The organism is Nonomuraea sp. NPDC005650 (assembly GCF_040605375.1).
Lineage (GTDB): Bacteria > Actinomycetota > Actinomycetes > Streptosporangiales > Streptosporangiaceae > Nonomuraea.
Genome location: NZ_JBEXCR010000003.1, coordinates 52493 through 65233, shown reverse-complemented (window position 1 = coordinate 65233; position 12741 = coordinate 52493). Strand labels below are relative to the sequence as shown.

Below are 12741 nucleotides of genomic sequence, written 5' to 3'. Positions count from 1 at the left end.
CGCTCAAAGCGAGCCGTCGCACCCCTCCGTGATGCCCTTCGCCGGGCTCTTGGCCGGGTTCTGCGTGGCTCGCTTGGCGCCCGCCGTCTTCTTGGGGGAGGGGTCGGCGGAGGCGGTGGCGGCGACGGGCGGGTTCGCGCCGCCCGAGTCCCGCAGCGCCTTCGCCGCGACGGTGCGGATCTTCTCCCAGTCGGGATAGCCGGTGTTGATCAGCGGCGGCACGAACTGCACGCTCGTCACCTTCGCGCTCTTGACCCTCAGCGCCAGCGGCACCAGGTTCTTGAGCATGTCCCGCGGGATGTCGGTCCTGATCAGCTCCTTGGTGGCCAGCGCGATGCGGTTGAACCGGAGCAGCACCGTCGCCGGGTCCGCCTGGCTGAGCAGCGCGCCGAGCACGCAGCGCTGGCGGCGCATCCGGGTGAAGTCATCGCTGAACGTGCGCGAGCGGGCGTACCACATGGCGTCGGCGCCCTTGAGCTTGCGCGTGCCGGCCTTGACCAGGCCCTCGTTGTACTTGCCGAACACCACGTCCTTCTCGACGGTGATCGTGATGCCGCCGATGGCGTCGATGAGCCGGGCGAAGCCCCACATGTTGACCAGGGCGTACCAGTCGACCTTGACCCCGAGGGTGTAGCCGATCGTGTCCATCAGCACCCTGGGGCCCTGGCGCTGCTTGCCGCCGAAGATCTCCGGGTGCGCGTCGGCGTACTCCCAGACGCTGTTGAGCAGGTCGCTGCGCCCGCCGCCGGGGTCGGGCGGCAGGCGGAAGCCGTTGGGGAAGTGCTGCGCCATCGGCGTGCCGGGGCGGAAGCGCACGTTCTCCAGGTTGCGCGGCAGGCTGAACAGCACGGTGTTGCCGGTCTTCACGTCGACGCTGGCCAGGTTCATGCTGTCGGTGCGGACGCCGATCCGGTTGTCGTCGGCGTCGCCGCCCAGCAGCAGGATGTTGACCCGCTGGCGGCCCGTCCACGGGTCCTCCGGCCGCTCCGCGGCCCCGTTGGACGACGGGGCCTCGGTCGGGGTCTCCTGGAAGATGTCGTTGACCGTGCTCTGGGCGGTCCACACGTACTGCGCGACCACGCCGAACGGCAGCACCACCGCGACGGCGAGCAGCCCCGCCAGCGTGCCGGTGACGATCTGCCCGCCTTGTGGCAGCCGCCCCGGCCGCAGCACGATGAACGAGTGCACGATCACGGCGAACCAGGCCACCCCGAGCACGGCGGCGGCCACGACGATGGTCGTCATCCGCTCGACGAGCAGGCCCACGACGCTGTCGGTTGTCAGCGCCAACGCGAGCAGCGCCAGGATGCCCACGATATAGCAGGAGATCAGGACGAGGCCGGTCTTGCGCCAACCGGCGCGCAGATGGGCGGCCCCGGGCGCCAGCGCCGCCAGCACCAGCCATCCGAGGACCGCTCCGGCGCTCGAGGATTCCTTTGCCTGGCGCACGCTTCCCCGTTTCCCCGATTTTCAACCCTAGGCCTCTTACAGAGGCGGCAGCCTACGCACTCAATCCGAAATATGTCTTTATCGGAGGATGAACATCAGTAGCCGAACAGACTTCACCGAGATCGAGTACCAGGTCACCGACCAGATCGCCATCGTCACATTGAACCGCCCGGAGCGGCTGAACGCCTTCACCTTTGCGATGCGGAGGGAGTTGATCGAGGCGTTCGACCGCGCGGACGCCGACGACGGGGTGCGCGCGGTGGTGGTCACCGGCGCGGGCCGCGCCTTCTGCGCCGGGGCGGACCTGAGCGGCGGCGCGGACACCTTCGCGCACGGCGAGCACCCCGAGTCGGCGGGCGGGGAGCTGGTGGACGGCGTGCCGCGCGACGGCGGCGGCACGGTCGCGCTCAGGATCGCCCGCTCGCTCAAGCCGGTCATCGCCGCGATCAACGGCCCCGCCGTGGGCGTCGGGCTGACGATGACGCTGCCCATGGACATCCGGCTGGCCTCGTCGCAGGCCAGGTTCGGGTTCGTGTTCGCGCGGCGCGGCATCGTCACCGAGGCCGCGTCGAGCTGGTTCCTGCCCAGGATCGCCGGCATCGCCCAGGCCATGGAATGGGCCGCGACCGGCCGGGTCTTCCCCGCCTCCGAGGCGCTCGAAGGGCGGCTGGTCTCGCGGGTGTATCCGCCGGACGAACTGCTGCCGGCGGCGTACGCGCTGGCCCGCGAGATCGCCGACAACACCTCGGCCGTCTCCGTGGCCGCCATCCGCAGGCTGATGTGGTCGGGCCTGTCGGCGTCATCCCCGTGGGAGGCGCACGCGGCCGACTCGCGCATCATGGCCGAGCTGGGCGGCGCGCCCGACACGGTCGAGGGGGTGACGGCGTTCCTGGAGAAGCGCCCGGCGGACTTTCCGATGCGGGTGAGCGAGGACCTGCCGGCCGGTGTCCCGTCATGGCCGGACAATCCATATGGTGTCTAGCATGTACGAGATCACCGTGCTGCAGCTGCCGGACGACTTCGAGGGCGAGGTCGTCGCGACGCTGGTCTCCAGGAAGACGGGATCCCGCAGGGCGGTGCTCTACCTGCACGGGTTCACCGACTACTTCTTCCAGGACCACCTCGCCGACCACTACGTCGAGCGCGGCATCGACTTCTACGCCCTCGACCTGCGCAAATACGGGCGTTCGCTGCTGCCGCACCAGACCAGGGGCCTGATCAGGAGCGTCACCGACTACTTCCCCGAGATCGACGAGGCCGTCCGCGTCATCAGGCGGGACCACGACGAGCTGACGATCAACGCCCACTCCACCGGCGGCCTCGTCGCCTCCCTCTGGGCCGACCGGGTCCGCGGGCGCGGGCTGGTGCAGGGGATGGCGCTCAACAGCCCGTTCTTCGACCTGAACGTGCCCACCCCGCTCCGGCTGGCCGCCGACCTGTTCAAGACGCCCCTCTCGTACACGCGGTGGGCGCTGCCGCTGGGGATGAGCACCGTCTACGGGCAGACGCTGCACCGCAGCGAGGGCGGCGAGTGGGACTACGACCTGGAGCTCAAGCCGCTGGGCGGCTTCTCGGTGCACGCCATGTGGCTGGCCGCCATCCGCCGGGCGCAGCGGCGGCTGCACGCGGGGCTCGCGGTGGACGTGCCGGTCCTCGTGCTGGCCTCCAGCAACGGGCTCCGGGTACGCGACCTCGTCCCGGAGGCCCGCTCGGCGGACATCGTGCTCGATCCCCAGCACATCGCCCGCTGGTCCACCTCGGTCGGCCCGCACGTCACCTGCGTGCGCATCCAGGACGGCCTGCACGACCTCGTGCTGTCGGCCGAGCCGGCGCGCAAGCAGGTCTTCGCCGAGCTGGACCGCTGGATGAACGCCTTCGTCCACCGGCAGGACTACCAGGGGAAGGAGAACAACCCGTAGTAGGCCGCGGCCACCAGGAGCAGCCCCGTGCCGCCCAGCACGCCCGCGACCGCGACGTGCTGCCAGCGGCCGGGCCGCATGCCCTCGCGCAGGGCCGACACGAACGCCGCCACGGCCGTCACCTCCTGGAGCAGCATGAGCACCGCGAGGAGCCGCACGATCAGCCAGCCGGCCAGCACGGCCGGCCAGGCGCCCGCCTGGTTGACCGAGAACAGCACCAGCAACATGATGAACGCGACCACCCAGGCCAGCAGGCCCAGGCCCGTCCAGACCATCCGGCTGAGCCGGCGCCTGATCGGGGGCCACAGCCTGGCGTTCGTCTCGACGGGCACGTGGGTGCGGCCGCGCAGGCGTACGACCATGGCGGCGACCGGGCCCGCCACGTAGCCGACGGCGGCCAGGCAGATCGTCAGCCCCAGCATCGTGCCGCCCGCGTACCAGGGGGCGGCCGGCACGTCGCTGGCCTCGAACCGCTGCACCGGCGTGGCGCCCGCCATGTGCACGGCGGGCCGCGCGGTGCCGGGCAGGCCGGTGATCCAGTTGGCCAGGGTCTCGAGGTAGCCCTTGGTGAAGGGGCCGCCGTTCACCCGCATGGCGTGGTCGCCCTTGGCCATGAAGCGGATGGTGTAGTCGTCGTTGTGCGCTTTGTTCATGCCCTTGATGAGCGCCTGGGTGGACTCGACGAACGGGATCGAGGGGTCGGTGGTGCCGTAGAAGGCCAGGACCGGCTGCTTGATCCCGCTTAATGCCGGCAGCGCGTCATATCGGAGGAAGTTGAAGCCGACCCCGCCCATGGCCCTGGTCAGCAGGTCGCGGGCGCCGATCGGGGCCCGCAGCCGGAGCAGCTGCTCGTTCAGCGCCCAGGCGACCTGGCGGAGCGGGGAGACGTTCGGGGACGACACCAGGATCACGAACCCCACCGCCGTGCTCTTCGCCGCGGCGATCGGCACCACCCAGCCGCCCTCGCTGACCCCCCACAGGCCGATGCGCGCCGGATCGACCTCGGGGCGCGTACGCAGCAGCTCCACCATGCGCAGGGCGTCGTCGGCGAGCAGCGAGAAGTCGCGGTGGCGGAAGTTGTAGCCGATCGTGCGCTTGTCGAACGCGATCGTCACCACGCCCGCCTTGGCCAGGAACTCCGCCTGCGGCGTGAACTCCGTCCGCGACCCGTTGCCCGACCCCGACACGAACACCATCGCCGGATGCCGCCCAGGCGTCAGCGGCGCCCGGAGCGTCCCGTCCAGGCGCTGGCCCTCCCCCGCGACGGAGATCTCCTCCCTGCGGACGGGATCGACCGCCACCACCGGGCGCAGCTCGCTCGACGGCTGCGCCGGGATCGTCTGGAAGGCTGGATCCACCTTGAGCGGCGGCGGATCGAACGCGGGCGGCAGCACGTATCCGACCGTTGCGAGAGCCACCAGCACCAGACCGGCGGCGACGCTCAAGGCGCCACGGCCACTGCGCATCGGCCTCCCCATGTGCGTTGGTTTGCCCGCCGATCTTCTAGCCTACTCCCGGCCCGCGGGACAGATGAGGCCGCATTTGTCGGTGAGAACTGTTAGCTTCCTGCGACATGCGGATCCTGCACACCTCAGACTGGCATCTGGGGCGCTCGTTCCATCGCGAGAGCCTGCTCTCGGCGCAGGCGGCGTACGTCGACCACCTGGTGGAGACGGTGCGGGCGGAGCAGGTCGACGTGGTGGCGATCGCGGGCGACGTCTACGACCGGGCGCTGCCGCCGGTCGACGCGGTCGCGCTGCTGGACGACGCGCTCGGGCGGCTGCGCGCGGCGGGGGCCCGGGTGGTGCTGATCAGCGGCAACCACGACTCGGCGCTGCGGCTGCGCTTCGGCTCGGCCCTCTTCGAGGCCGCGGGGGTGCACGTGCGCACCTCGCCCGACCTCGCCTGGGAGCCGGTGCTGGTCGACGGCGTGGCCTTCTACGGCATCCCCTACCTCGAGCCCGAGCTGGTCCGCCACGCCTGGGAGCTGCCCGACCGCAGCCACACGGCCGCCATCACGTACGCGATGGACCGCGTCAGGGCCGACGCCGCCCGCCACCGCGCCTCGGTGGTGCTGTCGCACTGCTTCGTCGTCGGGGGCCAGGCCAGCGAGAGCGAGCGCGACATCAGCGTGGGCGGGGTGGCCCACGTTCCGCTGTCGGCCTTCGACGGGGTGTCCTACGTGGCGCTGGGTCATCTGCACGGGCGGCAGCGCATGTCGGAGACGGTGCGTTACTCGGGGTCGCCGCTGGCGTACTCGTTCTCGGAGGTCGGCCACGTCAAGGGGTCGTGGCTGGTCACGCTCGGCCCGGGGCCGGTGGATTCGGGGGTGGTGGACTTCGTGCCGGCGCCCGTGCCCCGGCCCGTGGGGCGGCTGCGGGGCGAGCTGGAGGAGCTGCTGACCGCTTCCCGGCACACCCCGTACGAGGACCACTGGCTGCACGTCACCCTCACCGACGCCGTCCGCCCCAAGTCCGCCATGGACCGGCTGCGCGCCCGCTTCCCGCACACCCTCGCCCTCGCCTTCGACCCGGTCGGCGCGGTGCCCAGCGCCGCGCCCGTACGGCTGAGCGGGCGGCCGGAGGCGGAGGTGGCCCTCGATTTCGTCAGGGAGGTGCGCGGCGAGCCTGCCGCACGTGACGAGGAAGACCTGCTAAGACAGGCCATCGAGGCGTCGAGGGTGAAGGAGACGATGGCATAGATGCGGCCGCACCGGCTCACGCTGACGGCGTTCGGGTCGTTCCCGGGCACCGAGACGGTCGACTTCGACGCGCTGGCCGAGGCGGGCCTGTTCCTGATCCAGGGGCCTACGGGGGCGGGCAAGACCACGATCCTCGACGCGCTCTGCTTCGGCCTCTTCGGTCAGGTGCCCGACCAGCAGCGCAACGACGCCCGCAGCCTCCGCTGCGACCACGCCCCGCCTTCGGCCGGGCCCTCGGTCACGCTGGAGGTGTCCATCCGGGGGCGGTTACTCCGCATCCAGCGTTCGCCGTCCTGGCAGCGGCCCAAGCTGCGCGGGACGGGGTTCACCGAGGAGAAGCCCAAGGTCGTCGTCTCGGAGCGGCACGGATCCGACTGGCAGGGGCTGACCACCCGGCTCGACGAGGCGGGCGACCTCATCGGCGGGCTCCTGGGCATGAACGCCGCCCAGTTCTGCCAGGTCGCGATGTTGCCCCAGGGCAGCTTCGCCAGGTTCCTGCGGGCCGAGGGGGAGGATCGGCGCAAGCTGCTGGAGCGGCTGTTCTCGGTGAAGGTCTTCACCCAGGCGGAGTCGTGGCTGGCCGAGCACCGCAAGCTGGCCTTCCGGGAGGCGCAGGAGCTCCGGCAGGAGGTCGACTTCGCCGTCCAGCGGGTGGAGGAGGCAGCGGGCGACGACCTCGACGGGGCCTTCGAGCCCGAGGACGATCCCCTGCGGTGGGCGGGGGCGCTGCTCGACGCCGCGCGGGCCGTCGTGGGCCGGGCGAGCCAGGAGCACGAGGCGGCCGGGGAGGCCGCGCGTTCGGCGCGGCTGCGGTTCGAGCGGGCCGCCGCGCTGGCCGACCGGCAGCGCCGGCACGCCGAGGCGCTCACCATGCGCCGCACCCTCGACGAGCGGGCTGACGAACGGGCCGACCTGCAGGCCATCCTCGACGACGCCGCCAGGGCCGATCGCGTGCTGCCGCTCGTCACGGCGGTCAGGCAGCGCTCGGAGGCCGCCGCCAAGGCCCGCGCCCTGGCCGCCGACGCCCTCGCCCGAGCCCGCCCCCTCCTCGCCAGGCAGTCAGCGGGCACCACCACGGCCGTCTCGTCTCCGGGCGGTTCCACTTCGGGCGGTTCGTCCGGCGACGGCCCCGTGCCCGGGGCCCGCTCGGCGGGTGGTCCGTCGGCGGCCGAGCTGGCCGGGCTGGAGCGGGAGCGGCAGGCCGAGATCGCGCGGCTGTCGGAGCTGCTCACCGAGGAGGCCCGGCTGTCGGTGGTCCGGCGTGACCTGTTGCGCGTGGAGAAGGAGCTGGCCGGGCTGGTCGGCGCCGACGAGGCCGTCGGAGCGCGGCTCGCCGCCCTGCCCGCCCTCATCGAACAGGCCGAGGGCAGGCTGGCCGAGGCGCGCATGGACGCCGCCAGGATCCCGGCCGCGCAGGCCGTACGCGACGCCGCCGCCCACCTGATCGAGATCGACGACGAGCTGGCCAGGCTGGCGGCGGAGCTCGACGCGCTGGCACAGCGCGAGGCCGAGGTGTCCGCCGCCGAGGCCGAGCTGCCCGAGCGGATCGCCGACGCGGGCGCGGCCCTCGCCGAGGTGCAGGCGCAGGCGGCGGCCATCCCCGCGGCGTCCGCGGGCCTCGACGCCGCCAGGGCCGCACTGGAGGCCACCCACCGCCGCGAGGCGCTGGCCGCCGAGCTGGAGGCGGCCGCCGCCGCCCACCAGGCGCTCGTGGACCACGCCCAGTCGCTCCGCGAACGCTGGCTCGACCTGCGCCAGGCCCGCATCGACGGCATGGCGGCGGAGCTGGCCCGCGACCTGTCCGACGGCCGGCCCTGCTCGGTCTGCGGCTCCGACCACCACCCCCACCCCGCCTCCCCGGCCCCCAGCGCGCCCTCGGCCGACGACGAGCACGAGGCCGAGAGCGCCCACGAAGCCGCTCTGACCCAGCGCGAGGCCGCCGAACGCGCCCTCGCCTCCCTGGAGTCCCGGCACGCCGACGCGGTCGAGTCCACCGGGGGCCTGGACGTCGGTGCGGCTGAGGCGGAGGTGCTGGGGGCGGAGCAGGAGCTGGCCCGTCTCCAGACGGTGGCCGATCGCGAGCCCGTCCTGGCCGCGGCGCTCGAACGCGTCGAGATCGAGCGCGAACGGGTCAGGGACCAGTCCAGGGAGATCGCCGAGACCCTCGCCGGCCATCGCGCCCACCGCACCCACCTGGAGTCCGAACGCACCCGCCTCATCCAGACGGCCCTGCTCACCGGAGACCCGCAGTCCGCACACGTGGACGGTCCGACCGCGTTCAGCGGGGACCCTGGGGCTGCCCGCTTGGACGGGCCGGCGGTGTTGGCGCGGGCCGAGCGCGAGTTGCGCAGGCTGCGGGCGTCGGCGGGCGGGGAGCAGGTGCTGGCGCGGGAGGCGGCGGCGTTCAACCGGGAGAGGCTGGAGCTGGAGGAGGAGGGGCGGCGGGTCGCGGCGCGGCTGGCGGCGTGCCGCACCCGGCACGAGGAGCTGAGCGGGGACGCCGGGCGGCTCAGTGCCCGGCTGGACGCGGCGCGGGGCGACGACCCCACCCTGACCGCGCGCCTGTCGAGGCTGCACGACGAGGCCGAGCTGCTGCGGGAGGCCCTGGAGGCCACACAGGCGGCGGTGGCGGCGTACGACGAGCTGGCCAGGGCCCGGCGGGCCGCGGAGGAGGCGGCGGCCGAGGCGGGGTTCGCGGACGTGCCGGAGGCGGAGGCGGCGTACCGAAGCCCCGGGGAGCGGGAGCGCAGGGCCGAGGCGCTGCGGCGGCTGGACGACGAGCACGCCGCCGTCACGAGCGTCCTGGCCGACCCCGAGCTGATCGCGGCCGCCGCCGCGCCCGCGCCCGACCTGGCCTCGGCCGGGGGCGAGCGCGACCGGCTGGAGGAGGCGCACACGAGGTTGTCGAGCACGCGCGACCGGGCCGTGGCCAGGGCGGAGCGGCTGGCGGAGCTGCACGGCGAGCTGTCCGGCCGCATCGAGCGCTGGCGCCCGGCGGCCGAGCGGCACCGGCTGGCCGAGCGCATGGCGTCCCTGGCCAGCGGCACGTCCAGCGACAACCAGTGGAGCATGAGCCTGTCGTCGTTCGTGCTGGGGGAGCGGCTGCGGCAGGTGGTGGACGCCGCGAACGAACGGCTCGACCACATGTCGGCCGGCCGCTACCTGCTGCGCCACGACCTGCGGAAGACGGCCGGGTCCCGGGGGCGCTCCGGGGGCGGGCTGGGGCTGCGGGTGGCCGACGGGTGGACCGGCGTCGACCGCGACCCGGCCACGCTGTCCGGCGGCGAAAGTTTCATCACGTCGCTGGCGCTGGCACTGGGGCTGGCGGACGTCGTCACGGCCGAGGCCGGGGGCACGGAGCTGGGCACACTCTTCGTGGACGAGGGCTTCGGCACCCTCGACGAGGACACCCTCGACGGCGTGCTGGACATCCTCGACGGGCTGCGCGACGGAGGGCGGGCCGTGGGCATCGTCAGCCACGTCGCCGAGCTGCGGTCGAGGATCACGGCGCAGCTCAAGGTCACCAAGACCCGTACCGGGTCCAAGGTGTCGCTGGCGGGGGTGGGCTGAGCGGCGGCGACGGCGCGATCTCGCGTAGATTGCTCCCCACCGAACCCGTGAAGGAGTAGAGCCCATGCGCGTCGTCGTCACCGGAGCCCATGGCAAGGTCGGCCGTGCGGCCGTCAAGGCGCTGGCCGAGGCCGGTCACGAGGTGACCGGCGTGGATCTCACGCGCCCGGTCTGGGAGCGGCACGAGGCCGACGAGCCCGCCTACAAGCAGGCCGAGCTGACCGACGCCGGGCAGGCGTTCGCCGTGGTGCACGGGGCCGACGCGGTGGTGCACGCCGCGGCCATCCCCGACCCCACGGCCAACGCGCCGCACGTGGTCTTCCAGAACAACCTGATGGCCACGTTCAACCTGATCGAGGCGGCGGTCCGCCTGGGCGTCCCCCGCTTCGTGAACATCTCCAGCGAGACCGTCCCCGGCTACTTCTTCGCCGACCGCCCCTTCCTGCCCGACTACGCGCCGGTGGACGAGGTGCACCCGGCCCGGCCACAGGACCCGTATGCGCTGTCCAAGCACTTCGGCGAGCAGCTCATGGACGCCGCGGTGCGCCGCTCCGACATCAGGTGCATCTCGCTGCGGCCGAGCTGGGTGCAGCACGAGGGCAACTACGAGCGCAACATCGGCCCGCAGGTCCGCGACGCCTCCGTGATCGGCGCGGGGCTGTGGAGCTACACCGACGTGTACGACCTCGCGGACGCGATCGTCCTGGCCGTCGAGTCCGACCTGCCCGGTCACGAGGTGTTCTACATCGCCGCGCCCGACAACGCGGGCAGTCACGACTTCGCCGCCGTGCTTCGGGAGCACTACGGCGACAAGATCGAGCTGCGGCCGCTGTCCCGCCCGGACTCCTCCGGCATCTCGTGCGACAAGGCCCACCGCCTGCTGGGCTGGACCCCGAAGCGGTCGTGGCGCGACTACCTGGACGAGAACGGGCGCACCCGCCAGGGCTGATAGCGCAACCACTGCCCGGGCGGCGCCCGCCCGGGCAGTGGCCTCACGGAGTGTCGCCGTCCTTGCCTTCGAGGGAGCCGATCAGCTCCGGCAGCGTGGCCGGGTCGTGGAACAGGGTGGCGCCCAGACCGGTGAGCCGGACGGTGGGGATGAGGCCGCCGACGAAGGCCAGGCAGCGCATGCCCGCGCGCATCGCCGCGGTCACCCCGAACGGGCTGTCCTCCACCACCACGCACCGCTCAGGATCGACCCCCATCGTGGCCGCCGCGTGCAGGAACAGGTCCGGCTCCGGCTTGCCCCTGGCGACGTCCTCGGCGCTGAACACCCGCCCGTCGAACCGCCCCGCCAGCCCCGTCAGCTCCAGGTTGTGGCGGATCACGCTGTGCCGGCCGTTCGAGGCCACGCAGCTCGGCACGGTGAGCCGTTCGAGCGCCTCCTCGATGCCTCGGACGGCGCACAGCTCGGCCTTGACCGCCGCCGTGTACTCGGCTCTGAGCTGATCGCGCCAGCCCGGCGGCGTCTCGCCCACCTGCTCTTCCCAGTAGTCGTTCGTGCAGCCCACGAACCGCTCGATGTACTCCGTCTCGTCAATCGGCCAGCCCAGACGGCGCAGCGCCGCCGTGCCCACGCGTACGGAGATCGGCTCGCTGTCCACGAGAACCCCGTCGCAGTCGAAGATGACAAGATCGACAGCCAAACCCGTTCCTTTCGGAAGTGTCTTTTCGCAGGTGATAGCTTCTTCGTATCGCTTCACAAGACGCTATTCCGCATAATGAGACAAATATGACAACGTCCCCCCAAATCGCCGCGCCCAGCCGGTCAAGGGTCGCAGTGGCCAGCCTCGTGGGCACGGCGATCGAGTTCTACGATTTTTACATCTATGGCACCGCGGCGGCGCTGGTGCTCAACACCGCGTTCTTCCCCGGCATGGACCCGGTGGCGGGCAGCCTGGCGTCGTTCTCGACCTTCGCGGTGGCGTTCCTCTCGCGCCCGCTCGGCTCTGCCCTGTTCGGCCACTGGGGCGACCGGATCGGCCGCAAGTCCATGCTCGTGGTGTCGCTGCTGGTGATGGGCCTGTCCACGGTCGCGATCGGGCTGCTGCCCGGCTACGCGGCCATCGGCGTGATCGCGCCCGTGCTGCTGGTGCTGCTGAGGTTCACGCAGGGCATCGGGCTCGGGGGCGAGTGGGGCGGCGCGGCGCTGCTGGCCACCGAGCACGCGCCGCCCGGCAAGCGCGGGCTGTACGCGATGTTCCCGCAGCTCGGCCCGTCGGTCGGGTTCATCGTGGCCAACGGCCTGTTCCTCGTGCTCGGGGAGACGCTCAGCGACGGGCAGTTCGGGGCGTGGGGGTGGCGGCTGCCGTTCGTGGCGAGCCTGCTGCTGGTGATCGTCGGCCTGTACGTACGGCTCAAGATCTCCGAGACGCCGGTCTTCCAGGCGGCCATGGACCAGCAGCGGATCGCCAAGGTGCCGTTCGCCGGCCTGATGCGGCAACAGTGGCGGCGCGTGCTGCTCGGGGCCGGCGCCATGACCGTCGCCTACACGCTCTTCTACACCGCCACCACCTACTGCCTGGCGTACGGCACCAACGCGCTCAAGATCCCGAAGACCACCATGCTCGGCCTGACCCTGGTCGGGGTCGTGTTCATGGCCGCGGGCACGGTGGCCTCCGCGCTGGTCTCCGACCGGCTGGGCCGCCGCCGCACCCTGCTCGCCGGGACGGGGGTGGCCGTGGTGTGGGGGCTGGTGATGTTCCCGCTGATGGAGACCCGGTCCGTGTTCCTGGTCGGCGTGGCGCTGGCGGGGGCGCTCGGCCTGATGGGGCTGGTCTTCGGGCCGATGGGCGCGTACCTGCCGGAGCTCTTCAGGACCCAGTTCCGCTACAGCGGCGCCTCGGTCGCCTACAGCCTGGGCGGAGTGCTCGGCGGCGCGGTGCCGCCGCTGGTCGCCACCAGCCTGCAGGCCGGCGGCGTGGGCGTGATGGGCGTCGGCGCGTATGTCTCCGCGATGGCCCTGCTGAGCCTGCTCTGCCTGCTCGCCCTCCCCGAGACGGGCGACGACACCCTCTGATCCGGGCGGGTGCGGCCGGACGATCGCGTACGGGGCTGAGCGCGGTCGTTTGACAGCACGCGATCTATGGCTCTGGATAGAAA

The 12741-nt window shown here is 72.5% G+C and carries 9 protein-coding genes; 6 read left to right on the top strand and 3 right to left on the bottom strand.

The window, feature by feature from the left end; translation table 11 throughout:
- Positions 1–3: 3 nt before the first annotated feature.
- Positions 4–1449 (bottom strand): LCP family protein, encoded by a 1446-nt coding sequence (locus tag ABZS69_RS05770; protein WP_355367088.1) that lies wholly within the window; start codon positions 1447–1449, stop codon positions 4–6.
- An 88-nt stretch (positions 1450–1537) separates the two neighbouring features.
- Between ABZS69_RS05770 and ABZS69_RS05765 the strand changes: the two genes are divergently transcribed.
- Entirely contained in the window at positions 1538–2431 is an 894-nt protein-coding gene (locus ABZS69_RS05765) for a crotonase/enoyl-CoA hydratase family protein (protein ID WP_355367085.1), read from the top strand.
- Between the two features lies 1 nt (position 2432).
- On the top strand, positions 2433–3368 hold the full coding sequence (locus tag ABZS69_RS05760; protein WP_355367082.1) for an alpha/beta hydrolase: 936 nt from the start codon (positions 2433–2435) through the stop codon (positions 3366–3368).
- Here ABZS69_RS05760 and ABZS69_RS05755 read toward each other — a convergent pair.
- Entirely contained in the window at positions 3341–4813 is a 1473-nt protein-coding gene (locus ABZS69_RS05755) for a prolyl oligopeptidase family serine peptidase (RefSeq protein ID WP_355367079.1), read from the bottom strand. The two genes, ABZS69_RS05760 and ABZS69_RS05755, sit on opposite strands and share 28 nt — an antisense overlap.
- Positions 4814–4941: 128 nt before the next feature.
- On the opposite strand from ABZS69_RS05755, the gene ABZS69_RS05750 reads away from it, so the two are divergent.
- From ABZS69_RS05750 to ABZS69_RS05740, 3 genes are read left to right on the top strand one after another with little or no spacing between them, the layout of a single operon-like run.
- Positions 4942–6069, top strand: coding sequence for an exonuclease SbcCD subunit D (locus tag ABZS69_RS05750; RefSeq protein ID WP_355367076.1), 1128 nt, complete (start codon positions 4942–4944; stop codon positions 6067–6069).
- Entirely contained in the window at positions 6070–9639 is a 3570-nt protein-coding gene (locus ABZS69_RS05745; RefSeq protein WP_355367073.1) for an SMC family ATPase, read from the top strand.
- A 28-nt stretch (positions 9640–9667) separates the two neighbouring features.
- On the top strand, positions 9668–10588 hold the full coding sequence (locus tag ABZS69_RS05740; protein WP_355368304.1) for an NAD(P)-dependent oxidoreductase: 921 nt from the start codon (positions 9668–9670) through the stop codon (positions 10586–10588).
- A gap of 43 nt (positions 10589–10631) precedes the next feature.
- Here ABZS69_RS05740 and ABZS69_RS05735 read toward each other — a convergent pair whose 3' ends face one another.
- A complete protein-coding gene (locus tag ABZS69_RS05735; RefSeq protein WP_355367070.1) occupies positions 10632–11285 on the bottom strand; it encodes an HAD family hydrolase in 654 nt (217 codons plus the stop codon).
- 134 nt (positions 11286–11419) lie between these two features.
- Here ABZS69_RS05735 and ABZS69_RS05730 point away from each other — a divergent pair, with 134 nt between their 5' ends.
- Positions 11420–12658, top strand: a complete 1239-nt coding sequence (locus ABZS69_RS05730; protein ID WP_355367067.1) for an MFS transporter — start codon at positions 11420–11422, stop codon at positions 12656–12658.
- Positions 12659–12741 lie beyond the last annotated feature (83 nt).